The following is a 19,829-nucleotide window of genomic DNA, read 5'->3' as shown; positions in this document are numbered from 1 at the left end:
GGTTATCGAAAGAGGAGGACGCGAAACACCGTGTCCGTCATCCGAATCGGATAGAGCACGAGCGTGTCGAGGCTGAACTGGGACTCGCCCTCGTCTCGTATCGGCATCTCGATGGACACCTCGGTGATCCGCTGGCCCTTCTGGGCCGCGTCGAGCGTCTGTTCGACCGCCCAGTGGTTGTCCGAGCGGTGGAGGATGTTCTCCAGGGCCGAGACCCGGTAAACGCGGAAGCCGCTGGTCACGTCGGTGATGTCGATGCCGCCGAGTTTGCGCACGACGCCCGTGAAGAAGGTGATGCCGAGTCGCCGGATCAGCGGGTAGTCGTCGATGCTCTCGTTGAGGTAGCGGCTCCCGATGACCATGTCCGCGTCCTCGGCGTGTTCGAGCAGGGCCGGAATCTTCTCGGGGTCGTGTTGCCCGTCGGCGTCGACCTGAACGACGAAGTCGAAGTCGTGGCGGATCGCGTACTGGTAGCCCGTCCGCACCGCGCCGCCCACGCCGGTGTTGAAGACGTGGGTGACGACGTGTGCGCCGTGCTCCCGAGCGATTTCGGCAGTGTCGTCCGTCGAGCCGTCGTCGACGACCACGACCTCGTCGACGTGCCGGCTCGTCCCGTCGATCACCGACCCGATGGTGGTCGACTCGTTGTACGCGGGGATGACGGCGACTGTTCGCACTGGTGAGAACGCCGCTAGCTGTTCACTTAGAATTGTCGTTCTCCGAACCGGACGCCCGTCACCGAGGTGACAGACCGGGTGCGAAAGGGACTAGTGACTCGCCCGTGTCTCTGCGGACATGACGAAGACGCTCGTCGTCGGACTGGACGGTGCGAGCTGGGAACTGCTCGACCCGTGGCTCGCGTCCGGCGACCTCCCGAATCTGGCCGCCCTCCGGGACACGGGGACCTGGGCGGGCACGCGGAGTTGTCTGCCGCCCGTGACTTTCCCGAACTGGAAGTGCTACTCCTCGGGCAAGGACCCCGGCGGCTTCGGCGTGTTCTGGTTCGAGAACGTCGACCTCGAAGCCGGCGAAATCGACGTGATGAACGGCGGCGACTTCGACACCGCGGAGCTGTGGGACTACCTCAACGACGAGGGGCTGTCGACCGGCGTCGTCAACATGCCGACGATGTACCCGCCGCGGGACCTCGACGGCCTCGTCGTCGCGGGCGGCCCCGACGCCGTCGAGGGCGAGTACCGCTCGATCAGTTCGGGCTACACGTCGCCGCCGGAACTGGCCGACGAGCTGGAAACGCGCTTCGACTACCGCGTCCACCCGGATCCCCTGCTGTCATCGAACGAGGAGCGCGGCGCGGAGGTCGACGCCATCCTCGACCTCCTCGAAAAGCGCTTCGAGGTGGCGACCACGCTCATGGACGAGCGCGACCTCGATTTCGTCCACGTGACGCTGTTCTACCTCAACGTCCTCCATCACTTCTTCTGGGACGACGAGCCCTGCAAGCGGGCGTGGACGCTCGTCGACGAGTGGATCGGCCGGCTGGACGACCGCGAGGATCTGAACCTCGTGTTGATGTCCGACCACGGCTGTGACGCGACCCAGACCGAGTTTTACATCAACGAGTGGCTCGCCGAGAACGGCTACCAGGTCCGCGACCAGAGCGTCGACGCGCTGCTGACTCGCGTCGGCCTGGACCGGGAGAACCTCCTCGCGGTAGCGAAGCGGGCCGGGCTGGTGGACACGCTCGCCCGCGTCGTCCCCGAGTCGATACAACAGCTCGTGCCCCAGCGCGACGGCGTCAAGCGGGACCGCAAGCTCGAAGCCATCGACCTCGAACGGACGAAGGTCGTCGCGAGCGGGCAGGGCCCCATCTACATCAACCCCCGCTTCGACGTGGCGTCGGTCAGGGAGTCGCTGATGGCCGACCTCCGCGAGGTGGAAGACGAGCACGGCCCGCTGTTTACCGACGTGTACCGCGGCGAGGACGTGTACGAGGGGCCGTACGTCGACGGGGGGCCGGAGGTCGTCGTCGACCAGCGCCCCGGCGTCCACGTCAACGACGGCATCGGCGGCGGCACGGTCCAGAGCGGGCCGGACCGCTGGGCGGCCGAGAACACACCGTACGGCATCTTCGCCGCGAAGGGGCCGGACTTCGAACCGCAGGGTGAACTCGAGCGAATTAGCATCCTCGACCTCGCGCCGACGATCCTGGCCGCTGCCGATTGCGCCGTCCCGACGGACATGCGCGGGGAAGTCCTCCCGGTGTTCGGCGAGGACCGAACCCAGGAGCGCCGGGACCCGCTCAGCGCCGCGAACCGAGGCGACGACCGGGACGACGACGCCGTCGAAAATCGCCTGAAGCAACTGGGATACATGGAGTAATCTCGCCCGATACAACCCGGTGGTTTCGAATGATCGAACCCAATGGGATAAGTGTCCGGTCGCGATACACTCCGTATGGTCAGCATCGATCTGAACAATAGCCAGCGGACGATGCTCACGACGCTGGTAAACAAGTATCAACAGACAGGCGAGGCGGTCACCGGCGAGAAAATCGCCGAGGAGATCGACCGCAATCCGGGCACAGTTCGCAACCAAATGCAGAGCCTGACGTCGCTGGGCCTCGTCGAGGGGATTCCTGGGCCGACAGGCGGCTACAAGCCGACCCCGGAGGCGTTCGACGCCATCGACCGCCAGCAGCTCGACGAGGCAGAGAGCGTCATCGTCGCGCGAGACTTCGACCGCGTCGACGTGACCGTCGAGGAGATCAACCTGACGAGCGTCCACCACCCCGAACTGTGTCGCGCGCGGGTCCACCTCCAGCACTCCGTCCAGCAGTTCGAGGAGGGACAGCCGGTCATCCTCGGTCCGACGCCCATCTCGAAGCTTGTCATCGCCGGGACGGTCGAGGCCGTCGACGAGTCGAACAGCGAGATTCTCCTGGACATCGCGAAGATCGAAGCGCCGGTCGAAGATCCCGAAAAGTAGTTCCGTCCGAGTCTCAGGGATTCACGCGGTCGATCCACAGCGACGGCGTCTCGATCTCGTCGTCGGTCGGCAGGTGTTCTGGCGACTCCCACACCTTCCCGGCCGCGCCCACGCCGCGCGCGTCGGCGACGGCGTCGAAGAAGGCTTTTCCGCGTTCGTACTGCTGGCGCTTCATCCCCAGTCCGAGGAACCGACGGACGAGCGTCGCGACCGGGCCGCGGCCCTGCCTGCGCTCGTCGACTTTCCGTCGGAGGTCGTCGTACTCGTCGTCGAAAGCGCGGTCCATCAGCAGTTCGGCGTACCCCTCGACGGCGGTCATCGTGGTGTCGAGTTCGCCCAGCGACGCCCGGTCGAGGTTCCCGTCGGTGAGGTTCTCGATGGCGTCTTCCATCGCGTCTTCGAGGTGGTCAGAGAGCCACGGTGCGGCCCCGAACTCCGCCGCGTGCGTGACCTCGTGGAAGGCGATCCAGCGGCGGAAACGGTCGCGTTCGACGTCTAACTGCGCCGCGACGCGGTCGATGTTCGGGCGCACGAAGTACAGCGCGTGGGCGTCGCTCTCGGCGAGCAAGAGCGGGTCGTACTGGCCGAGGACGTTGTTCCCGAGGAAAGAGAGCGCGAGGGCCATCGACCCGGTGTTGACGACGCGGGCGACGCCCGGGATGTACTCGGCCTGCTGTTCGATCGGCTCCATCACGCGGCTGAACGTGGCGACGTTGGCGTCGATCCAGTGGTGGCGGTTCTGGATCTCGACGGTCTCCGGGAGATCGAACTCGAGTTCACCGACCGCTCGGACGCGGGTTCTGGCGTCCCGAACGTCGGTCGCGTACCCGTCGCGTTCGGCCTCGTCGACGGTGAGATCGCCCGGCTCCGTCGCCGCCTTCGCGGCGTCGGCGACGGCGGTCCAGTCGATCGGTCCGTCGCCGCCAGCACCGGCTACGGCCCGGACGCTGTGGTACAGTCCCATACGCTCGGAAGGGGATGGGGGAAAATAGGCCTTCTCCCTGTGTCAGACGTTCGTGTGACGGCTGACGGTTACGACTCGTCGAGTTCGTCGTCCTCGCCGCTCCCGCCGAGCGACCGGACGAGCGCGACGGCGACGACGGCGAGCGCACCGACGGCGAACAGCGCGAGCAGCCCCTTCTTCGCACCACCGGATCCGGTGTCGACCTCGGCTTCCGACTCGCCGTCGTCGCTCGATCGGGACTTCGACCGGGATTTCGATCGCCGTCGCCACCGGGACGTGGACTCGGACTCGTTCTCGTCCGACGAACTGAACGGTGCGTTGGCGGTGAACTCCGCGCCGTCGAGGTGTAGCTCGAAGAGCGTAATGTCTACCATACTGGACGTTCGACGGGCCGGGCCTTAGCGGTTGTGCTGTCCCGTGTTTTCATGACCCGTGACCTGTAACGGGGGGTATGGACGAGGAACGCCGCGAGTTTCTGGAAGCGCTGTTGACCACGCCCGGCCCCTCCGGCTACGAAGCCGACAGCCAGCGCGTGTGGGTCGATTACGTCAGCGAGTTCGCCGACGAGGTCCGCACCGACGACTACGGGAACGCGGTCGCGAAAGTCGAGGGCGGCGACACGAGCGTCGCGCTCGCGGGCCACGGCGACGAGATCGGGTTCATCGTGCGCGACCTCACCGACGACGGCTTCGTCAAACTCGCGCGCATCGGCGGGTCGGACAAGACCGTCTCGCGTGGGCAACACGTCACGATTCACACGGCAGACGGGCCGCTATCGGGCGTCGTCGGCCAGACGGCGATCCACCTGCGCGACCCTGAGGAGGACTCTGTGCCGGAGATCAACGAACAGCACGTCGACGTAGGGGCCGAAGACGGCGAGGAAGTGGAATCGCTGGTCGACCGCGGCGACCCGGTGACGTTCGTCCAGACGCTCAGCGAACTGGAGAACGGCCGACTGGCGGCCCGCGGGATGGACAACCGCATCGGTATCTGGGCGGCCGCGGAGGGACTCCGACGGGCCGCCGAGCGCGGCGCCGACGCGACGGTGTACGCGGTCTCGACGGTCCAGGAGGAACTGGGCGTCCAGGGCGCGAAGATGGTCGGGTTCGACCTCGCGCCGGACGTGGCCATCGCCGCGGACGTGACCCACGCGACGGACACGCCCGACTCGCCGGGGAAGAAACAGACCGGCGTCGAACTCGGCGGTGGGCCGGTCGTCGCGCGCGGGAGTGCCAACCACCTCGTCGTCGTCGAGGCGCTCCGCGAGGCGGGCGACGCGGACGACATCGACGTGCAGTTGCAGGCCACCGGGACCCGGACCGGGACCGACGCGGACGCGTTCTACACCTCGCGGGGCGGCATCCCGTCGGTCAACGTCGGCCTGCCGAACCGGTACATGCACACCCCGGTGGAAGTAATCGATCCCGAGGATCTCGACGCGCTGGCCGACCTCCTGGCCGGGTTCGCGGTCAGAGCGTCCGACAGCGCGCCGTTCAGCGTCGACGTGTAGGCGACGGGCGGGGCGGTCTCCCACGGCGCAAACGGTACGTTTAAGCGGCCGTCACTATCCAAACCGTACATGAGTGGACGACCGCTGGATGTACTCGAAGCGTCCCTCGGTGAGGAAGTCACCGTACAGCTGAAAGGTGGCGAGATTTTCGAGGGCGATCTGACGGGCTACGACCAGCACATGAACCTCGTCGTCGAGGGTGAAGACACAACGATTATACGCGGCGACAACGTCGTTTCCATCAAACCATGACTGGCGCAGGAACACCGAGTCAGGGCAAGAAAAACACCACGACGCACACGAAGTGTCGTCGGTGTGGCGAGAAGTCGTATCACACGAAAAAGAAGGTCTGCTCGTCGTGCGGGTTCGGCGAGTCGGCCAAGCGGCGTGACTACGAGTGGCAGTCGAAAGCGGGCGAATAACTGAACCCCACACAAAATGCACGAGAAGTGCGGCGTTGTTGGCATCTCACTGCAGGACCGTGACGCCGCCCGACCACTCTATTACTCCTTGTACGCGCTCCAGCACCGCGGCCAGGAATCGGCCGGCATCGTCACCCACGACGGCTTCCAGCAACACAGCCACGTCGAGATGGGACTCGTCGGCGACGCCTTCGACCCCTCCGACCTGGAGTCGCTGAACGGCGCGAACGGCATCGGGCACGTCCGGTACCCGACCGCCGGGAGCGTCAACGCGTGTTGCGCCCAGCCGTTCTCGGTCTCGTTCAAGTCCGGCTCGCTGGGGCTCTCGCACAACGGGAACCTCGTCAACGCCGACGAGATCGGCGACGAACTGGCGGACCTCGGCCACGCCTTCACGTCAGACGGCGACACCGAGGTCATCGCCCACGACCTCGCGCGCAATCTCCTGGAGGAGGACCTGGTCCGGGCAGTCAAACGGACGATGAACCGAATCCACGGGTCGTACTCGCTGACGATCATGCACGACGAGACGGTCCTCGGCGTGCGCGACCCCGAGGGGAACCGGCCGCTGTGCATCGGCGAACTCGACGACGGCTACGTCATCGCCTCGGAGTCGGCCGCCATCGACACGCTGGACGGCGAACTCATCCGCGACGTGAAGCCGGGCGAACTCGTCGTGCTCCACCCCGACGGGACGGGCTACGACACGTATCAACTGGTCGAGAACGACGAGACCGCTCACTGCTTCTTCGAGCACGTCTACTTCGCGCGCCCGGACTCCACCATCGACGAGAACCTCGTCTACGAGGTCCGGCGAGAACTCGGCCGCAAGCTCTGGGAGGAATCCGGCGTCGAGTCGGACGTGGTGCTGCCGGTCCCCGACTCAGGGCGCGCGTTCGCCTCCGGCTACGCCGAGGCCGCCCAGGACGAGGGCTCGGACATCGAGTTCGCGGAGGGCCTGATGAAGAACCGCTACGTCGGTCGGACGTTCATCATGCCGACCCAGGACGAGCGCGAGCGGGCCGTCCGCCTGAAGCTCAACCCCATCAAGTCCACCATCGAGGGCAAGAAGGTCACCATCATCGACGACTCCATCGTCCGTGGGACCACCTCGACGCAGCTCATCCAGTTGCTGAAAGACGCCGGCGCGGAGGAAGTGAACGTCCGCATCGGCGCGCCGCCCATCGTCGCCCCGTGTTACATGGGCATCGACATGGCTTCACGCGAGGAGCTCATCGCGGGCGACCAGTCCGTCGAGGAGATCTGCGAGGAGATCGAGGCGGACTCGCTGTCGTATCTCTCGATCGACGCCATCGCGGAGACGCTCGACACCAGCCGCGCCGATCTCTGTCTCGGCTGTGTCACCGGGAAGTACCCCTACGACATCGAGGGCGAAGCGACCGACCGGGACGTCGCACGGCCCGACATCGGTGCGCCGAATCCGGCCGACGACTGAGTCGGCCCGGTCGGCGCGTTTTTCGCGTTACCACACCAGGTACAGCATCGCGTAGACGGCGATGCCCATGGAGAAGGAGATCAGCCACAGCGCTGCCGCCAGTTTGCCGGCCCGCGGGTGGTTCGTCGCCGAGAGTTCGGAAACGGGGTACGTGGAGGCGAGCAGGAGGACGTAGTACACCAGCGGGATGGCGAGGATGGCAAGGACGATGTGGAGCGCCAGAAACGGGAGATAGAGGTACGTCTCGACGACCGACGGACCGGCGAAGTCGGTCGGTCCCTCCAGCACGATGCGGTAGAGGTACAGCACGAGGAACCCCGCGAACAGGCCGAACGTGGACAGCATCAGCCGCCGATGGCGAGCCACGTCGCCCCGACGTATCGCGCGGACGCCGGCGACGATGGTCCCGATGGCGAGGGCGCTGATGGCGGCGTTGACGTGTGGGATCACGCCGAGTACTGTTCCGGGTGCGTGTGGAACGATCGACTGCGGGATCGCGCCGAGCACGGCACCGAACACGAGCGCGAGCGACACGACCGTCAGCAGGCCAGTCAGTGCTGGCACGCGATAACGAGCCCGGAGGTCCATACCGACGCTGGGGACCGGACGCAAAATACGGTTTCGAGTCGGTGGCGAGCGGCCGGGGACTCACTCCGTGGACGACTCGTCGCCCTCACCGGCCGCGGACGCGACGCCGCCGAATTCGATGCGGACGCGACCCGGGGGGCCACCCGAGAGCGTCACGGTCCAGTCGTGGCCGCGGGCGATCTCGCGGATGACCGAGAGGCACAGGCCGGCCCCCTCGTCCGTCGACGAGTACCGGAGTTCGAAGGCGTCCTCGTCGGTCGTACCGAGCGACGGCCCGTCGTGTTCGAGGACGAACCCGTCCCGGGTGTCCGCGGCGGTAACCGTCACGTGTTCTGCCCGATCAGTCGCGAGGCGAAAGAAGTTCTCGAAGAGCTGACAGAGCCGATCGTAGTCGGCCAGAATCGTCGCGTTGCACTCCGTGACCAGGCGCGCGTCGTCAGTCTGTATCGTCTCCCAGGCGTCGGCCACCACCGTGGCGAGGTCGACCGGTTCGACCGTGTACTGTCGCTCCCCCTCGCGAGCGATTTCCATGAGGTCGTCGATGAGAAACGCCATGCGAGCGTGGTTGCGCTCGATCGCCTTGATGTCGGTGTCGTCGCCACGCGTGTCGAGGACCTCGACGCGCCCCATCGCCGCCTGAAGCGGGTTTCTGAGTTCGTGGGAGATGATTCGTGCCAGTTCCGTGAGCCGGGCCTTCTGCTGTTCGAGTTCGGTCGTCCGCTGCTGGAGCGCGTCCTTGGTCAGTGTCGCGTCGATAGCCAGCGCGATGTTGTGGCCGACCTCGCGAAAGGAGTCCTGCTCCTCCGAATCGAACGTCTCTATCCGGTCGGCGTACACGGCGAGCGCGCCGTAGCTGGTTCCCTCGTACAGGAGCGGCACGACGAGGACGCGGACACAGTCCCGTTCGAGTGCCGTCTCTTCGTCGGCCGACCCCGCGTCGAGGTCGGCGACGACGAGTCGGTCCCTCGTTACGGCCCGAACGAGGGGGTCCGGGGCGGTGACTGTGACGCGGTCCCGCTGGGTTCCCAGCGCCCGGACGACCGGTCCACCGTTCGACACCGTCACGGTGCAGGCCTCGGTGTAGCGTGACGTACCGGCAAGCACAGTCGCCACTTCCCGTTCGATCGCCAGACGCGAGTCCGACCGGACGAGGGCCTGATTGACCAGCCGGACGGCCTCGTTGAGTTGCTTGCGCTTGCTGGCGCGCTGGCGTGCGGGCCGCGACGCCACTGCGGCGTCGACCTGCGCGAGGAGTCGCTGGTGGGCGTCGTCGACCGTGCCGGGGACGTAGCCGAAGACGTCACGGCTGTACGCCTCGCGCGCGATGTCCCCGTTCGTCACCTCGGCGAAGAAGATAACGGGGAGTTCGGGACGGGTCCGCCGAAGTCGGTCGACGACCGCCAGTCCGCCCAGATAGCGCGCTCCGTCTTCCGTCTCGACTTCGCAGTTCGTCACGACGCAGTCCCCGCCGTGCTCTTCGATTGCGTATTCCAGTTCCCGGACGCCCTCGACCGAGTGGACCGTGATTCCGCTGTCGCGCAGAAACGAGACCGCGGCCCCGTCGTCGTCCCCGCTCTGGACGAAGACGACGGTGGGCTGTGAGTCCATCAGCGAGATGTGGGTGCCCACGCGTAAAGAAGTTACACCCGTCGCAGGACGACCATCTGTGTGGTTGACACGAATTCCGTCACAAGAGACGGCGAGCGGCCAACTCCGGCCGGGAGTTTATACACGTCGCCGATCATAATTTAGTGATGGAAGACGCGGGCCTGCGGATACACCGCACGCGATCCGCCGTCGTCGAAGCGACGCGGTCGATCATCGACGACGCCGAGGAGAACCTCTCTATCGCGCTGCCCGCGTCGGAGCTTTCGGTCTTCGAATCGTCGCTTCGGGACGCGGTCGACCGGGGTGCCCTCGTGTTGTTACTGATCCACGGGGAACCGGCCGACGGCGACGGGCCGTACGGCGATCGGGCGACGGCCGTCAGGGTCATCGAACGGGGGATGGCACCGCTGCTGGTGACCGCCGACGTGCACCACGGGCTTACCGGACAGTTTCAGGTCCTCACCTCCCCGTCGACCGCCTCACGGTCGCAGGTCACCGAGTTCGCCAATCGGAACCTCGCGTACAACCACTTCACGATGTTTCTCGGGAACTACTGGCAGATGGCGACGGAGCGATACGTCGCCGAGCGATCCACGTTCCCGCAGACGTTCTCCGAGTTCCGGTTCGCCGTCCTCGAAGCCGCGCTGGCGATGCGCGACGAGGTGGCGCTGACCGCTCGGGCGCGCGTCGTCCCGACGGACGGCGGCCCCGAGACGACAGTCGAGGGAGCGGTGACGAACGTCCGTCAGAATATCGTCTACCCCGCGTCGAGCCCCTCCCCTGCAGAGCGATCGCTCACCGTCGTGGCCGGCGGCGAGTCGGTGACGATCGGGGGACTGGGTGCGACAAAAGAGACCTACGAGTGTTTCGAAGTGACCCTCGACCGGAAGAAGGGATGAGCCCTACTGGAAGGTACGGCTCGCGCCGGTGTCCTCGCTCACGCCGGGCTCGGCCCGCTCGAAGCGCTGCTCGATCTCGTCGTAGCGCTCGCGGGTGTCCTCGGTGACGCTCGGACCGACCTCCTCGAGCGCGTGCTCGAAGTGGTCCATCGTCACGCGGACGTTGCTGACGCTGTCGCCGATCTCCTCGGGGTCCACGCTGTTGATGAACTCCCGGGTCGCGGCCATGGACGCCTCGCGGGCGACCGCCTCGATGTCGGCCCCGACGTAGCCGTCCGTCCGACTGGCCAGTTCGTCGAGGTCGACGCCGTCGGCCAGCGGCTTGTTCCGGGTGTGGACCTGGAAGATGGCGCGCCGGGCGTCCTCGTCGGGAACGGGCACGTGGACGTGCCGGTCCAGCCGACCGGGGCGCAACAGCGCGTCGTCGATGAGGTCCGGGCGGTTCGTCGTCGCGACGACGACGACGTTCTCCATCTCCTCGATGCCGTCGAGCTCCGTCAGCAGCTGGCTGACGACGCGCTCGCCGACGCCGGAGTCGGTCGTGCCGCCGCCGCGTTCGGTCGCGATGGAGTCGATCTCGTCGAAGAACACCACGGTCGGGGCGTTCTCGCGGGCCTTGCTGAACACTTCGCGGACGCCCTTCTCGGACTCACCGACGAACTTGTTCAGCAGTTCGGGCCCCTTCACGGAGATGAAGTTCGACTGGGCCTCGTTGGCGACGGCCTTCGCCAGCAGGGTCTTCCCCGTGCCGGGCGGGCCGTACAGCAGGACACCTTTCGCGGCTTCGAGGTCCATCGAGTCGAACACCTCGGTGTACTCGAGGGGCCACTGGATCGTCTCGCGCAGGCGCTCTTTAGTGTCTTCGAGACCGCCGACGGACTCCCAGGTAGTGTCGGGCACTTCGACGAAGACCTCCCGGAGCGCGGAGGGCTCGATGCCCTTCATCGCCTCGCGGAAGTCGCCGTCCTCGATCTCTAACCGTTCGAGCACCTCGGCGTCGATCTCGTCGGATTCGAGGTCGAGTTCGGGGCGGATGCGCCGCAGCGCGTTCATCGCCCCTTCCTTGGTCAGGGAGGCGAGGTCGGCTCCGACGAAGCCGTGGGTGTTCTCGGCGTAGCTCTCGAGGTCGATCTTCTCGGCCAGGGGCATCCCGCGGGTGTGGACCTGCAGGATCTCCTTGCGGCCCTCCTTGTCCGGGACGCCGATCTCGATCTCGCGGTCGAAGCGGCCGCCGCGGCGCAGCGCGGGGTCGATAGCGTCGACGCGGTTGGTCGCGCCGATGACGATGACCTGGCCGCGCTCTTCGAGACCGTCCATCAGCGAGAGCAACTGGGCGACGACGCGGCGTTCCACGTCGCCCTGGGTCTCGCCGCGCTTGGGCGCGATGGAGTCGATCTCGTCGATGAAGACGATAGCGGGGGAGTTCTCGGAGGCCTCGTCGAAGACCTCACGGAGTTGCTCCTCGCTCTCGCCGTAGTACTTCGACATGATCTCCGGCCCGGAGATGGTGGTGAAGTACGCGTCGATCTCGTTGGCGACCGCTTTCGCCATCAGCGTCTTCCCGGTGCCGGGCGGGCCGTGGAGGAGCACGCCCTTCGGCGGCTCGATACCGAGCTGCTGGAACAGCTCGGGGTGGCGCATCGGTAGCTCGATCATCTCGCGGACCTGCTCCAGTTCGTCGTCGAGGCCGCCGATGTCCTCGTAGGTCACGTCGGGCGTGTCGCTGGCTCCGGCCGCGCCTTCACCGCCGCGTATCTGCTCGGCGGGCTTCTCGCTGACCTCGATCTCGGTGGAGTCGGTGACGACGACCGTCCCCGAGGGATCGGTCTCGGCGATCTTCAGCGGGATCTTCTGTCCGGACATCGACGAGAGTGGACCGAGCCCGAAGCTAACGGGGACGGTCTGGCCCTTCGTGACGGCCTGGCCGCTGAGGTTGTTCCGGATCATCGGGCCGACGTTGCCCCGGACCCGGAGGTTCTGGGGCAGCGCGACGGTCACCGACGTGGCGGGGTTGACGTCGGCCTTCTCGACGCCGACGTTGTCGTCGATACCGACGCCTGCCTCCTGGCGGAGCTGGCCGTCGATGCGGACGATGCCCTTGCCCTGGTCCTCGGGGTAGCCGGGCCAGACGCGAGCGACCGCGCGGGTGCTCTGCTTGCCTTCGAGGACGATGTAGTCGCCGTTCTCGAGTTCGAGTTCGTCCATCGCGGCGCGGTCGATCGCAGCGAGTCCGCGTCCCGCGTCCTTCTGCTTGAGGGGTTTGACAGTGAGTTTCATCAGTGATCTTCCTCCGGCTCTGACAGTTCGATAGTGAGGACACCGTGTTTGATAAACGCTCGTGCGTCACCGGCGGGGATGTCCTGCTCGTACTGCTGCCCGTCGGCCACGACGATGACGGTCCCGTCGACCACGTCGACAGTGGCGTCGGTCGCGGGTCCCACGTCCGCCGCGAGCACGACGCTGTCGTCGTACTCGAATCGACGGAGGGGCGTCTCGTCGAACAACTGCTGCTCTGAATTCATACTAACTCCAAGTAAGCGCGATAAGTATTTAAACATTTCGCTGAAATACGCTATACGGCGGCGAATTACGACCGAATTGCTTGATTGCGGTTCACACTGATCTCTGCGTGCGCCGAGTTTTTATCCACAGCGGTTCCGAACGGTTTCGCATGGACCGCGTCGCACACGACGGGCGGACGACGGCGTACAGACGCACCCGGGGAGACGCTGACGGGCCGGTGGTGCTGTACGTCCACGGGAGTGGTGCGACACACCGCGTCTGGGTCCGTCAGTACGCCCCGTCGGGGCCGCCCCATCCCGCCGTCGCGCTGGATCTGTCAGGCCACGGCGACTCCGATGACGTGGACGCGGACGCCGGCGCGGAAACGCTCGAGGCCTACGCTCGCGACGTGGTCGCGGTCGCGAAGCAAGCGAGAGCCGAGGTCCTCGTCGGGAACTCGCTGGGCGGGGCCGTCGCCCAGTGGGTCGCCCTGGAAACGGACTGGACGCCGGCGGCGATGGTCCTGACCGGCACCGGGCCGCAATTGCCCGTGTTCGACGGGCTCCGCGAGTGGCTCGCAGACGACTTCGAGCGGGCCGTCGACTTCCTCCACGGACGGGATCGGCTGTTTCACGACGCTGACGAACCGACCGTGAACCGATCACGCGAGCAGATGGCGGCGGTCGGGCAGGCGGTCACCCGCCGGGACTTCCTGACCTGCCACGCCTTCGACGTGCGCGAGCGACTCGCCGAAATCGACGTGCCCGTCCTCGCACTCTGTGGCGAACACGACAAACTGACGCCGCGGGAGTACCACGAGACGCTGGCCCGCGAGATTCCGGCGGGGGAAGTCGCGTTCGTCCCCGACGCGGCCCACCTCGCGATGATCGAACGCTCCGACCAGTTCAACGACGCCGTCTCGGCGTTCCTCGACGACGTGTTGTGAGTCGCCAGTCGGTCGCGGCTCACTCGCCCCAGTAGTACCGCGGCCCCAGCGCGAAGAACAGGAGCGCGATGGCGAGCATCGCCCGCGGTCCAATACGGTAGAAGGCCGTGGGCGCGACGACGGCGACGGCCTGCACGACGCCCATCGGAATCGCATGCATCGGCCCCGGCTTGGGGTAATCGAACGGGGCGATCATCGCCGCCGAGAGCACGAGCGCCCCGCCGCTCAGGACCAGTGGGTGGGTGACGCCCGCCAGATACGCGGTGGCGATGATGATGCTTCCGAGCGTGTTCGGCATCCCCGGGCGCTCGTCCGGCCCGTCGAAGTACGTCGAGTAGAAGGCCGTCCTGATAATGGAGCAAACGACGTAGGCCGACGACAGCAGGACGACACCGACGAACACGAGCGGCCCGGCCGTCTCGAAGCCGCCGTACTCGTTCGTCAGCGCGACGTAGAGAAACAGGCTCGGCGTCGCGCCGAAGGACACCACGTCGGTCACGGAGTCGAGTAGCGGTCCGACGGCCGAGCTATCGCCGTTTCGTGCGACGATGCCGTCGACGGCGTCCGCGATGACCGCGAGCAGGATGAGGCGGGCGGCGAACTGGAGGTCCGCGAAGGCGACGGCACCGGCGACGAACCCGACGACGGCATTAAAGAGCGTCACCGTGTCGGCCGCGCTGAGTCGTCGGCGCACCTCGAAGCCCATGCGTGTCCGGTGGGTGACCGGCTACATGAAGGACTCGAAACCGAGCGCCCGCTGGCGAGACGTGCCGCCCCCTGTCGGCCGTCGTTCTCCTCACTCTTCGGGCAGGTCGTGGCCGACGACGAGTCGGGTTGCCGTCGCGAGCGTGCCGACGACGAGGACGACCAGTTCCCAGCCGCTCCGGGCGATGGGGAACACGCGATCGACGTTCACCGGCTCTTTCTGCCCGGGGGTCGGGTCGATGCCGGTGCTCATCTGCACCTGACTTGAGTTGCCGAGCGCCTGTTTCGTCGAGCCACCGCCCGTCCCGCTGCCGCCCGACGACGGCTCCGGGAGTTCGACGAACGTCTGGACGATACCGCGCTGGCTCGACAGTTCGAGGCGACCGCTCAGCTGGTAGAACTGATCGTACAGCGGCCAGAAGAGGTTCGCGCCACCCGTGATGAGGTCGAGGACGACGTGGCCCACCGCGTAGACGACGACGCAGAACCACGCGACGCGGACGCCGTACGCGCCCCAGCGCTCCTTGATGTAGGAGTCGTCTCGGACGTACAGGTCCGCGCCGACGACGAGCGCCATGGCGGCCGGGATGACGAGGTTCGTCGTCGCGGCCCGATGGCCGACCTGCCAGTACAGGCCGATGAAGGCGTCGACGTCCGGGAACGTCACGACCAGGAGGGACAGCAGGAGCGAGCGCTTGTCGAACGCCGCGCCCAGCAACGTCGCGGCGAGCAACCCCACGAACGCGTAGTGGACCACCAGCGAGGGCATACCGACAGGTACGCTAGCAGAGAGATGAGCGTTGTGGTGGACGGTATCAAACGTGGGAATTTCACCAGTCGATTAATATGTCGGTATCGAGAGTAGTACCATGTGGGGATTCCGTGGGGGTGGTACGGTACCCACACACTACGTTTCTGTACGGTATTGTGGGGTGTGCTGGCCTGTCACAGTACCGACAACTTCATCCGGGCGGATGGTCGAGCCACTGACACGAGCGGCCAGCAAAGAAACTTTATAAACCGCCCGACCGACCGGACGCGTATGGGAACGGAGAATCTACCACAGGAGATCACGGCCCTGGTGGGCCGAGAGGTCTACTCGAAAAACGGCGTGTTCGTCGGCGAGGTCGAGGATCTGCGACTCGAACTCGACCGCAAGGAAGTCACGGGGCTGGCGCTCCACCAGCTCAACACGGAACTGTTCGACGACGAAGTGCGAAAGGCTCGCGGCGTCATCATCCCGTACCGCTGGGTCCAGGCCGTCGGCGACGTGGTCATCGTCAGCGACATCGTCGAGCGGCTCCGACAGCCCGACACCGACGGCGAAGAAGAGGAAGTCCCGGCCTAGCTGCCGTTCGCGCTCTCGCTGCTGGAACTGTCGACGCCCATCGCCTCGAACAGCTTTCGCTTGACCGCTTCTTCCGTGAGTTCTAACAGCGTATCGCGGTTGTCGTCGCTCGTGTCCAGTCCGGTGAAGATGCCGAGCGGGATCTCCACGCTGGCGTCCGTCGAGTGCCCCGCGGTCTCGCCCATGTCGCCGAAGGCGTCCGAGAGGACTTTCCCGATGTTCATGCGGATGTCCTTCGAGCGGGCGGCGAGGTAGATGGTGTCGTCGGCGATGGCGAACACCGCCGTGGTCGTGATGCCTTCGAGGTTCAGGAGGTGCTGTGCGGCCTGTGCGAGCGCGTCGCGGTCGCGGATGAACCCCGCGTTCGAGACGAGGTGACTGCCCTGGACCTCGCGGTTGCGGATGGCCTCGGCGAGCACGTCGAGCGTCTCGGGGCTCATCGACGGCGACTCGACCTGTTCGAGCGTGTCGTGGTCCGCGAACGGGTAGAGGTAGGCCGCGGCGGTGAGGTCCGCGGGCGTCGTGTCGCGCTTGAAGTCGAGCGTCTCCGCGCGGATGCCATAGAGGAGCGCGGTCGCGACGCTCTGGTCGAGGCTGAGATCCAGTTCCTGGATGTACTTCGTCAGGATGGTCGAGGTGGCGGAAATGTTCGGCCTGATGTCCGAGAAGGTGGCGTCGTGCTCGTACTCGTGCTCGTGTTCGTAGTGGTCGATGACGATGTCGACGGCGTCGATGTCGGGTTCGCCGCCCTTGGCCACGTCCACGAGGGCGAACGTGTCGTACGCGTCGAAGTCTACCTCCTCGCTCGAAGTCAGTTCGATGCCCAGCAGGTTCACGAACGCGCGGTTCTCCTGGTGGCCGATCTCCCCCTCGTAGATGATATCGGCCTCCACGTCGCGGCTCTCGGCGATGGCGCGCAGGGCCGCCGCCGAGGCGATGGAGTCGGGATCCGGCGACCGATGGATGAGGATGCCCATGCGGTCTTCGGTCCCGTCGATCACGTCGCCGAGCTGCGAGGCCTTGTACTCCAGTTCGCCCGTTTCGAGGGCCCGAAGCGCCGAGTCGGCGATGACCGCGGAGGGATTGATGACCACGTCAGCGCCCAGGTCGGTGAGTTCGTCGGCCGAAACCGGATCGTCCGCGCGGGCGACGATGAACTGTTCGCCGTCGTGCTCGCGGATGTTCCGCACCGCCTCGGCGTTGGCGCTCACGTCGGGCGACATGATGAGGACGACATCCCGGTCGGACACCGTCTCGACGACGTCCATCTCCGCGATGTCGGCCTGCTGTGCGTTGAGGTCCTGATCGCGTAACGCCTCGACTCGCCCCTCGTCGGCGTCGAGGATGAGTACGTCCTTGCCCTCCCCGACGAGTTCCTCCGCCACGGCGTGGCCGACGCTCCCACACCCAAGGATGGCGTAGGTCGACATGGACGCCATCGTGATGCCGCTGGCTGCGCTCATTAGTGTCTGAATCGGTTGGCTTGGAGCCTCTTATATTGCATCCATTGCACGACAACCACGATTATCTGTGCCCACGAGGCTCGCGTCCTCTGTGACGGCCAGTGCCAACGAGGCAGTGACGCCGTCGGGTCGCTCCGTCTCCAGTGGTGTCAGGGACTACGTATTTAGCCCGGTCGGACGCAGGGACGGACATGAACGAACGTGCTCGTACGGTGAACCGCGTCTCGCGACGGAGGGGTCGATGAGCCTCCTGACCGCGCTCGTCGTCTTCGTCGTCGGCTTGCTCTCCGGCATCGTCGTCCGCTGGGTCGCCGGCCTCGCCGCATTGGTCGCCCTCCTGCTGGTGATTTTCGGCGTGGCCGCCCCAGATATCGGGCTCGTGAACTTCGTCATCGAGCGGTACTATCAGGGCAACGAACTCCTCTTCCTGGCGGGCCTCCTGTTCGGCCTCGACGCCGAGCGGACGAGAGAGGTCGTTGAGGGCTGACCGTCGGCCGGGCGGTCGAGAGAGGCGTGTGAACTGCGTCCAAACCGACAGGCGACGAGAGAATGAAAACCTATTTTACCAGGCCGTCCAGAGCAATGAGTGCACTGGGCCGGTAGCTCAGTCTGGCAGAGCGACGGCCTCTTAAGCCGTCGGTCGAGGGTTCAAATCCCTTCCGGCCCGTTTTCCTGCGAACGACGTGAGCAGTGAAAACTACAGAGGGGTTTGAAGTAGACGAGATGAACGCAGTGAATCTCGGCGTGGTTCAAATCCCTTCCGGCCCGCTTTCCTGCGAGGAACGGACGTGACGAGCGAAGCGGTTACGAAGGGTTTGAATGACAGCACGAGCAAGTGGCAGCGAGCGGCGTGCAGGTGGTTCGAATTCCTTCCGGCTCCCTTCGACCCGAGTTTCACCGCCGCCTCACTCGTCGCGGCGCTCGTCGGCGGACTCGAATATCTCGTCTACGTCCGCCGCATCGACGTGCGTCATCTCCTCGGCCATCCGCCGGACCTGCTCTCTGTCGGGGTCGCTCCCGCGCCTCGCGGGCTCGTCCGCCGCACTCTCGGCTTCGGCGTCGGCACGCGCGAGCAGGTCCCAGAGCAGGTCGTCGTAGCTTGTCTCCGGCCCCCTCCGGCGGTCGAGTTCCTCGACGAGGGCTTCGGAGACGGGTATCGTGGTCTCGTCGCTCATTGGCGAGGCATTCGTCCCGCGGTGGATGTAAGTTCCGGCCGGGGGCCACCACTCGCCGGCCGCTCAAAGCACTACCGTGGTCGCGAGTCGCCGCCATTCCACTGTCAGACGCTCCAGAATGCATTTACCGGACGCGCCTGAAGGCCGGGTGTATGGTATTCACGCCACTACAGGTCCCCGGCGCAGCCGACTGCTGATCGTCCTGTTCATCTTCGTCATCGGACTGGCGATACTGGTCGGCGCGTCCTACTGGGTGTACTCCGACGCGAAGGGTCGCGGCGACGACAAGGCCGTGCTATGGGGGGTTCTCACCGCCCTCGGCTTCTTCATCGGCCTGATCCCCGGCGTCCTCGTCCTCGTGGTGTACCTGGTCGTCCGCGAATAGCTCGCCAACCACCCCTCCAGTCAACGAGTATTTTCGAGCGCGACGAGTCGACCGGCCCTTGCTCCGAGTCGGGAGATCCGAGCGGCCGTCACACGCCTACGGCACGGCCAGTGGCGGTCACCCCTCCAGCGGCTTTCGCATCTCGACGTGCGGGATACCGGCCTCCTCGAACTCCTCGCCGACCGTCTCGTAGCCCAGTTTTCGGTAGAACCCCTCGACGCGGGTCTGTGCGTGTAAGACGATGACGTCCGCGCCGTTCTCGTGAGCGGCATCCTCGACTGCCCTCATAAGGGCCGCGCCGACGCCGTCGCTCCGGGCGGACTCGCGGACCGCGACCCGCTCGGCCTTGCCCACGTCCGGTTCTGGAAAGCGAAGGCGGGCAGTCCCGACCGGGTCGCCGCCGTCCCGGGCGAGAAACTGCACCGCGTCGGGGTCCTTCCCGTCCAGTTCCTCGCTCGCGTCGACGCCCTGCTCCTCGACGAACACCGTCATCCGAATCTCGCTCGCGGCGTCCGCGAAGTCGCTCCACGACCCCGTTTTGACGGTGATGTCGCTCATGGGTTCGGATACGGCGACCGGAAGTGTGTGTCTTCCGTTCGATCCGCCGAAACTGTCAACACACCTGCGTCTGTATCGGGTGACGTATGACCTACGAGTACGCTCGCGACCACGAACACGAACTGTCGGCGGAGTACCTCTACCCGTCCGACGCCGATGTACTGGACATCTACGAATCGGGCGAGAGCCTGATGGTGGACGTGGCGGTCATCTGTCCCGAGTGCAGTGACACGCTCGCGCTCACAGCCACGGTCGGGAGCGTCACCGAGTCGACGGTGGACCTCCCGCTGGACGAGGAGTACTACGACTGAGCGGAAGTCCACAATGATTTAGTCCGCGGCGAAGGTATTTCCC

The 19,829-nt window shown here is 66.1% G+C and carries 24 protein-coding genes and 1 tRNA gene; 13 read left to right on the top strand and 12 right to left on the bottom strand.

Annotated elements, in window-relative coordinates; genetic code table 11:
* Window positions 1–2 precede the first annotated feature (2 nt).
* On the bottom strand, window positions 3–677 hold the full coding sequence (locus ACOZ4I_RS07970) for a glycosyltransferase family 2 protein (RefSeq protein ID WP_424004639.1): 675 nt from the start codon (window positions 675–677) through the stop codon (window positions 3–5).
* A gap of 118 nt (window positions 678–795) precedes the next feature.
* On the opposite strand from ACOZ4I_RS07970, the gene ACOZ4I_RS07965 reads away from it, so the two are divergent.
* Both ACOZ4I_RS07965 and ACOZ4I_RS07960 read left to right on the top strand, forming a co-directional pair.
* Window positions 796–2,340, top strand: coding sequence for an alkaline phosphatase family protein (locus ACOZ4I_RS07965; RefSeq protein WP_424004638.1), 1,545 nt, complete (start codon window positions 796–798; stop codon window positions 2,338–2,340).
* 75 nt (window positions 2,341–2,415) lie between these two features.
* Window positions 2,416–2,946, top strand: a complete 531-nt coding sequence (locus tag ACOZ4I_RS07960; protein WP_162413950.1) for an Rrf2 family transcriptional regulator — start codon at window positions 2,416–2,418, stop codon at window positions 2,944–2,946.
* Between the two features lie 13 nt (window positions 2,947–2,959).
* Here the strand turns inward: ACOZ4I_RS07960 and ACOZ4I_RS07955 are convergent, their stop codons facing one another.
* Entirely contained in the window at window positions 2,960–3,910 is a 951-nt protein-coding gene (locus ACOZ4I_RS07955; protein ID WP_424004637.1) for a zinc-dependent metalloprotease, read from the bottom strand.
* Window positions 3,911–3,978: 68 nt separating this feature from the next.
* Window positions 3,979–4,284: a hypothetical protein gene (locus tag ACOZ4I_RS07950; protein ID WP_424004636.1), complete on the bottom strand. Its 306-nt coding sequence runs from the start codon at window positions 4,282–4,284 to the stop codon at window positions 3,979–3,981.
* 77 nt (window positions 4,285–4,361) lie between these two features.
* Between ACOZ4I_RS07950 and ACOZ4I_RS07945 the strand changes: the two genes are divergently transcribed.
* From ACOZ4I_RS07945 to purF, 4 genes are all read left to right on the top strand, one after another.
* Entirely contained in the window at window positions 4,362–5,420 is a 1,059-nt protein-coding gene (locus tag ACOZ4I_RS07945; protein WP_424004635.1) for a M20/M25/M40 family metallo-hydrolase, read from the top strand.
* A gap of 69 nt (window positions 5,421–5,489) precedes the next feature.
* Window positions 5,490–5,672, top strand: a complete 183-nt coding sequence (locus tag ACOZ4I_RS07940) for an LSM domain-containing protein (protein ID WP_162413946.1) — start codon at window positions 5,490–5,492, stop codon at window positions 5,670–5,672.
* The gene (locus ACOZ4I_RS07935; protein ID WP_162413945.1) at window positions 5,669–5,842 is read left to right on the top strand and encodes a 50S ribosomal protein L37e; all 174 of its coding nucleotides are present in this window, start codon (window positions 5,669–5,671) and stop codon (window positions 5,840–5,842) included. Before ACOZ4I_RS07940 ends, ACOZ4I_RS07935 begins: the two co-directional genes overlap by 4 nt.
* A 16-nt stretch (window positions 5,843–5,858) precedes the next feature.
* A complete protein-coding gene (gene purF / locus ACOZ4I_RS07930) occupies window positions 5,859–7,298 on the top strand; it encodes an amidophosphoribosyltransferase (protein ID WP_424004634.1) in 1,440 nt (479 codons plus the stop codon).
* 27 nt (window positions 7,299–7,325) lie between these two features.
* Here purF and ACOZ4I_RS07925 read toward each other — a convergent pair whose 3' ends face one another.
* Complete coding sequence (locus tag ACOZ4I_RS07925; protein ID WP_424004633.1) at window positions 7,326–7,886, bottom strand: DUF420 domain-containing protein; 561 nt, start codon at window positions 7,884–7,886, stop codon at window positions 7,326–7,328.
* A 60-nt stretch (window positions 7,887–7,946) separates the two neighbouring features.
* The gene (locus tag ACOZ4I_RS07920) at window positions 7,947–9,494 is read right to left on the bottom strand and encodes a histidine kinase dimerization/phospho-acceptor domain-containing protein (RefSeq protein WP_424004632.1); all 1,548 of its coding nucleotides are present in this window, start codon (window positions 9,492–9,494) and stop codon (window positions 7,947–7,949) included.
* Between the two features lie 146 nt (window positions 9,495–9,640).
* Here ACOZ4I_RS07920 and ACOZ4I_RS07915 point away from each other — a divergent pair, with 146 nt between their 5' ends.
* Complete coding sequence (locus tag ACOZ4I_RS07915) at window positions 9,641–10,393, top strand: TrmB family transcriptional regulator sugar-binding domain-containing protein (protein ID WP_424004631.1); 753 nt, start codon at window positions 9,641–9,643, stop codon at window positions 10,391–10,393.
* A 3-nt stretch (window positions 10,394–10,396) separates the two neighbouring features.
* On the opposite strand, the gene ACOZ4I_RS07910 is transcribed toward ACOZ4I_RS07915, so the two are convergent.
* Together ACOZ4I_RS07910 and ACOZ4I_RS07905 are read right to left on the bottom strand one after the other, a co-directional pair.
* On the bottom strand, window positions 10,397–12,670 hold the full coding sequence (locus ACOZ4I_RS07910; RefSeq protein WP_424004630.1) for a CDC48 family AAA ATPase: 2,274 nt from the start codon (window positions 12,668–12,670) through the stop codon (window positions 10,397–10,399).
* The gene (locus tag ACOZ4I_RS07905; RefSeq protein ID WP_424004629.1) at window positions 12,670–12,915 is read right to left on the bottom strand and encodes a DUF7127 family protein; all 246 of its coding nucleotides are present in this window, start codon (window positions 12,913–12,915) and stop codon (window positions 12,670–12,672) included. Before ACOZ4I_RS07905 ends, ACOZ4I_RS07910 begins: the two co-directional genes overlap by 1 nt.
* A gap of 149 nt (window positions 12,916–13,064) precedes the next feature.
* Between ACOZ4I_RS07905 and ACOZ4I_RS07900 the strand changes: the two genes are divergently transcribed.
* On the top strand, window positions 13,065–13,841 hold the full coding sequence (locus ACOZ4I_RS07900) for an alpha/beta fold hydrolase (RefSeq protein ID WP_424004628.1): 777 nt from the start codon (window positions 13,065–13,067) through the stop codon (window positions 13,839–13,841).
* Between the two features lie 19 nt (window positions 13,842–13,860).
* Here ACOZ4I_RS07900 and ACOZ4I_RS07895 read toward each other — a convergent pair whose 3' ends face one another.
* Window positions 13,861–14,547 (bottom strand): protein sorting system archaetidylserine synthase, encoded by a 687-nt coding sequence (locus ACOZ4I_RS07895; RefSeq protein WP_424004627.1) that lies wholly within the window; start codon window positions 14,545–14,547, stop codon window positions 13,861–13,863.
* A 90-nt stretch (window positions 14,548–14,637) separates the two neighbouring features.
* Window positions 14,638–15,315, bottom strand: coding sequence for a metal-dependent hydrolase (locus ACOZ4I_RS07890; protein ID WP_424004626.1), 678 nt, complete (start codon window positions 15,313–15,315; stop codon window positions 14,638–14,640).
* A 273-nt stretch (window positions 15,316–15,588) separates the two neighbouring features.
* Here ACOZ4I_RS07890 and ACOZ4I_RS07885 point away from each other — a divergent pair, with 273 nt between their 5' ends.
* Entirely contained in the window at window positions 15,589–15,894 is a 306-nt protein-coding gene (locus ACOZ4I_RS07885) for a PRC-barrel domain-containing protein (RefSeq protein WP_424004625.1), read from the top strand.
* Here the strand turns inward: ACOZ4I_RS07885 and ACOZ4I_RS07880 are convergent.
* A complete protein-coding gene (locus ACOZ4I_RS07880; RefSeq protein ID WP_424004624.1) occupies window positions 15,891–17,357 on the bottom strand; it encodes a DHH family phosphoesterase in 1,467 nt (488 codons plus the stop codon). The two genes, ACOZ4I_RS07885 and ACOZ4I_RS07880, sit on opposite strands and share 4 nt — an antisense overlap.
* A gap of 241 nt (window positions 17,358–17,598) precedes the next feature.
* Between ACOZ4I_RS07880 and ACOZ4I_RS07875 the strand changes: the two genes are divergently transcribed.
* Window positions 17,599–17,844 (top strand): hypothetical protein, encoded by a 246-nt coding sequence (locus tag ACOZ4I_RS07875; RefSeq protein WP_424004623.1) that lies wholly within the window; start codon window positions 17,599–17,601, stop codon window positions 17,842–17,844.
* 106 nt (window positions 17,845–17,950) lie between these two features.
* Window positions 17,951–18,024, top strand: a tRNA-Lys gene (locus ACOZ4I_RS07870).
* Between the two features lie 238 nt (window positions 18,025–18,262).
* Here ACOZ4I_RS07870 and ACOZ4I_RS07865 read toward each other — a convergent pair.
* Window positions 18,263–18,532 (bottom strand): hypothetical protein, encoded by a 270-nt coding sequence (locus tag ACOZ4I_RS07865; RefSeq protein WP_424004622.1) that lies wholly within the window; start codon window positions 18,530–18,532, stop codon window positions 18,263–18,265.
* Between the two features lie 148 nt (window positions 18,533–18,680).
* On the opposite strand from ACOZ4I_RS07865, the gene ACOZ4I_RS07860 reads away from it, so the two are divergent.
* On the top strand, window positions 18,681–18,917 hold the full coding sequence (locus ACOZ4I_RS07860; RefSeq protein WP_424004621.1) for a hypothetical protein: 237 nt from the start codon (window positions 18,681–18,683) through the stop codon (window positions 18,915–18,917).
* Window positions 18,918–19,034: 117 nt separating this feature from the next.
* Here ACOZ4I_RS07860 and ACOZ4I_RS07855 read toward each other — a convergent pair whose 3' ends face one another.
* Window positions 19,035–19,475 carry a GNAT family N-acetyltransferase gene (locus ACOZ4I_RS07855; RefSeq protein ID WP_424004620.1) on the bottom strand — a complete coding sequence of 147 codons (441 nt, stop codon included), beginning with the start codon at window positions 19,473–19,475 and terminating at the stop codon, window positions 19,035–19,037.
* An 86-nt stretch (window positions 19,476–19,561) separates the two neighbouring features.
* Here ACOZ4I_RS07855 and ACOZ4I_RS07850 point away from each other — a divergent pair, with 86 nt between their 5' ends.
* Window positions 19,562–19,786, top strand: a complete 225-nt coding sequence (locus tag ACOZ4I_RS07850; protein WP_424004619.1) for a hypothetical protein — start codon at window positions 19,562–19,564, stop codon at window positions 19,784–19,786.
* Window positions 19,787–19,829 lie beyond the last annotated feature (43 nt).

This window comes from Haloarcula salina, assembly GCF_049603855.1.
Lineage (GTDB): Archaea > Halobacteriota > Halobacteria > Halobacteriales > Haloarculaceae > Haloarcula > Haloarcula salina_A.
This window is presented reverse-complemented; position numbering and strand designations above follow the sequence as displayed.

Coding starts and splice junctions, on each gene's coding strand:
- ACOZ4I_RS07965 (WP_424004638.1), top strand. CDS start 796: ATGACGAAGACGCTCGTCGTCGGACTGGACGGTGCGAGCTGGGAACTG.
- ACOZ4I_RS07960 (WP_162413950.1), top strand. CDS start 2,416: ATGGTCAGCATCGATCTGAACAATAGCCAGCGGACGATGCTCACGACG.
- ACOZ4I_RS07955 (WP_424004637.1), bottom strand. CDS start 3,910: ATGGGACTGTACCACAGCGTCCGGGCCGTAGCCGGTGCTGGCGGCGAC.
- ACOZ4I_RS07950 (WP_424004636.1), bottom strand. CDS start 4,284: ATGGTAGACATTACGCTCTTCGAGCTACACCTCGACGGCGCGGAGTTC.
- ACOZ4I_RS07945 (WP_424004635.1), top strand. CDS start 4,362: ATGGACGAGGAACGCCGCGAGTTTCTGGAAGCGCTGTTGACCACGCCC.
- ACOZ4I_RS07940 (WP_162413946.1), top strand. CDS start 5,490: ATGAGTGGACGACCGCTGGATGTACTCGAAGCGTCCCTCGGTGAGGAA.
- ACOZ4I_RS07935 (WP_162413945.1), top strand. CDS start 5,669: ATGACTGGCGCAGGAACACCGAGTCAGGGCAAGAAAAACACCACGACG.
- purF (WP_424004634.1), top strand. CDS start 5,859: ATGCACGAGAAGTGCGGCGTTGTTGGCATCTCACTGCAGGACCGTGAC.
- ACOZ4I_RS07925 (WP_424004633.1), bottom strand. CDS start 7,886: ATGGACCTCCGGGCTCGTTATCGCGTGCCAGCACTGACTGGCCTGCTG.
- ACOZ4I_RS07920 (WP_424004632.1), bottom strand. CDS start 9,494: ATGGACTCACAGCCCACCGTCGTCTTCGTCCAGAGCGGGGACGACGAC.
- ACOZ4I_RS07915 (WP_424004631.1), top strand. CDS start 9,641: ATGGAAGACGCGGGCCTGCGGATACACCGCACGCGATCCGCCGTCGTC.
- ACOZ4I_RS07910 (WP_424004630.1), bottom strand. CDS start 12,670: ATGAAACTCACTGTCAAACCCCTCAAGCAGAAGGACGCGGGACGCGGA.
- ACOZ4I_RS07905 (WP_424004629.1), bottom strand. CDS start 12,915: ATGAATTCAGAGCAGCAGTTGTTCGACGAGACGCCCCTCCGTCGATTC.
- ACOZ4I_RS07900 (WP_424004628.1), top strand. CDS start 13,065: ATGGACCGCGTCGCACACGACGGGCGGACGACGGCGTACAGACGCACC.
- ACOZ4I_RS07895 (WP_424004627.1), bottom strand. CDS start 14,547: ATGGGCTTCGAGGTGCGCCGACGACTCAGCGCGGCCGACACGGTGACG.
- ACOZ4I_RS07890 (WP_424004626.1), bottom strand. CDS start 15,315: ATGCCCTCGCTGGTGGTCCACTACGCGTTCGTGGGGTTGCTCGCCGCG.
- ACOZ4I_RS07885 (WP_424004625.1), top strand. CDS start 15,589: ATGGGAACGGAGAATCTACCACAGGAGATCACGGCCCTGGTGGGCCGA.
- ACOZ4I_RS07880 (WP_424004624.1), bottom strand. CDS start 17,357: ATGAGCGCAGCCAGCGGCATCACGATGGCGTCCATGTCGACCTACGCC.
- ACOZ4I_RS07875 (WP_424004623.1), top strand. CDS start 17,599: ATGAGCCTCCTGACCGCGCTCGTCGTCTTCGTCGTCGGCTTGCTCTCC.
- ACOZ4I_RS07865 (WP_424004622.1), bottom strand. CDS start 18,532: ATGAGCGACGAGACCACGATACCCGTCTCCGAAGCCCTCGTCGAGGAA.
- ACOZ4I_RS07855 (WP_424004620.1), bottom strand. CDS start 19,475: ATGAGCGACATCACCGTCAAAACGGGGTCGTGGAGCGACTTCGCGGAC.
- ACOZ4I_RS07850 (WP_424004619.1), top strand. CDS start 19,562: ATGACCTACGAGTACGCTCGCGACCACGAACACGAACTGTCGGCGGAG.